At 71.7% G+C, this 1,635-nt stretch carries 3 protein-coding genes; 2 read left to right on the top strand and 1 reads right to left on the bottom strand.

What is annotated here, in order from left to right; all coding sequences use genetic code 11:
* Positions 1-142: 142 nt before the first annotated feature.
* A complete protein-coding gene (locus tag PROKR_RS20450) occupies positions 143-799 on the top strand; it encodes a response regulator (RefSeq protein ID WP_036966577.1) in 657 nt (218 codons plus the stop codon).
* Positions 800-802: 3 nt separating this feature from the next.
* On the opposite strand, the gene PROKR_RS20455 is transcribed toward PROKR_RS20450, so the two are convergent.
* A complete protein-coding gene (locus PROKR_RS20455) occupies positions 803-982 on the bottom strand; it encodes a CsbD family protein (protein WP_036966580.1) in 180 nt (59 codons plus the stop codon).
* 162 nt (positions 983-1,144) lie between these two features.
* Here PROKR_RS20455 and PROKR_RS20460 point away from each other — a divergent pair, with 162 nt between their 5' ends.
* On the top strand, positions 1,145-1,576 hold the full coding sequence (locus PROKR_RS20460; protein ID WP_020014875.1) for a DUF4383 domain-containing protein: 432 nt from the start codon (positions 1,145-1,147) through the stop codon (positions 1,574-1,576).
* The last annotated feature ends 59 nt before the right edge of the window (positions 1,577-1,635 follow it).

Here is a 1,635-nt window from a genome sequence, read left to right on the forward strand (position 1 = left end):
CAGGGCCGGGCCCGGCGAGCCGTGGCAGCGGCCTGCTCGGCCTCGCCGAGCGCGTGCGGGTCGTGGGCGGCACCTTCGCCGCCGGTCCTACGAGCGACGGTTTTGCCGTGCGCGCCCGCATCCCGGCCGCGGGGGAGGAGTCGTGATCAGGGTCCTGCTGGCCGACGACGACGCCGTGCTGCGGGTCGGCGTCGCGGCGATCCTCGGCAGCGACCGGGAGATCGAGGTGGTCGCCGAGGCCGGGGACGGCGCGCAGGCGGTCGAGCTCGCCCGGCTGCACCGCCCTGACGTCGTGCTGCTGGACATCCGGATGCCCACGATGGACGGTCTCCACGCGGCCGCCGAGCTCCGGCGGGCTGTCCCGGAAGCCGCGGTGGTCATGCTGACCACCTTCGACGAGGACGACTACGTCACGCGCGCGATGGACGAGGGCGCGGTCGGGTTCCTGCTGAAGGCTGCCGACCCGCGCGAGCTGATCATCGCCGTGCGCGCGGTGGCCGGCGGAGCGGCGTACCTGTCCCCGCGCATCGCGTACCGGATGATCACGCGGTTCCGCACGGGGCAGCCCGCCCGCCGGCGCACGGCGGCCGAACGGGTGGCCGTGCTGACCCCGCGCGAGACCGAGGTGCTCGGCCTGGTCGGCCGTGGACTGGCCAACCAGGCCGTGGCGACACGCCTGCACCTGTCCGAGGGAACGGTCAAGGCGCACGTGAGCGCGATCCTGACGCGGCTCGGGGTGCGCAACCGGGTGCAGGCGGCGATCCTCGCGTACGAGGCGGGGCTCGTCGAGGACGTGTGAGGGTCAGTCCTTGTCCTTGAAGGCGTCCTTGACGTTCTCGCCGGCCTTCTTGAGCGACGCCTTGTCCTGGTCGGCCTGGCCCTCGGCCTCGAGCGACTCGTTGCCCGTGACCTTGCCGGCCGCCTCCTTGGCCTTGCCGGCGGCGTCCTCGGCGGCGTTCTTGAGCTTGTCGTCGATGCCCATGACGTCTCTCCTTCGGTCGGTGAACGTTCCTCATCACCTTCACCCTGGCGCGCGGGACTCGCCACGGGAGCGGGGTGGTGCCTCACGAAACCGGACCCATCCGGACATGACGTCGCTCCGAACCGTCTGTGAGGCACACGCCGAACAGAACGGAGAAAGGCCATGACCCAGTCCATGTCCCCGACGCGCACGCGCGGGGTGTCCCAGTGGCTCGCCCTCATCATCGGCGCGGTCTACCTGCTCGTCGGAGCCGCGGGGTTCCTCGTGACAGGATTCAGCGGGTTCGCCGAGCACGACCACAGCCAGACGCTGCTCGGTTTCGCGATCAACCCGCTGCACAACATCGTGCACCTGCTGATCGGGATCGTCGGCGTGAGCCTGTCGTCCACGCTCGGCCGGGCGCGCACGTTCGGCTGGCTGCTCGTGGCCGGGTACGGCGCCGCTTTCGTCTACGGCCTGTTCGCCGTGGGCAACCCGGACATCAACGTCCTCAACATCAACGCGGCCGACAACGGGCTGCACGCCCTGAGCGTCCTGGCCGGCCTGGCCATCGCGCTGTGGCCGCAGCGGAAGGCCGCGACGTCGTCGTACTAGGTCCGTCGGTCCCAGGACCCCGCTGGAAGGGACGGCGCCCGGCCCGCCGGCCGGGCGCC

It is taken from the genome of Promicromonospora kroppenstedtii DSM 19349 (genome assembly GCF_000515355.1).
Taxonomy (GTDB): domain Bacteria; phylum Actinomycetota; class Actinomycetes; order Actinomycetales; family Cellulomonadaceae; genus Promicromonospora; species Promicromonospora kroppenstedtii.

Excerpts from the sequence above, each read along its gene's own strand:
- PROKR_RS20460 (WP_020014875.1), top strand. The coding sequence starts at position 1,145 with ATGACCCAGTCCATGTCCCCGACGCGCACGCGCGGGGTGTCCCAGTGG.
- PROKR_RS20455 (WP_036966580.1), bottom strand. The coding sequence starts at position 982 with ATGGGCATCGACGACAAGCTCAAGAACGCCGCCGAGGACGCCGCCGGC.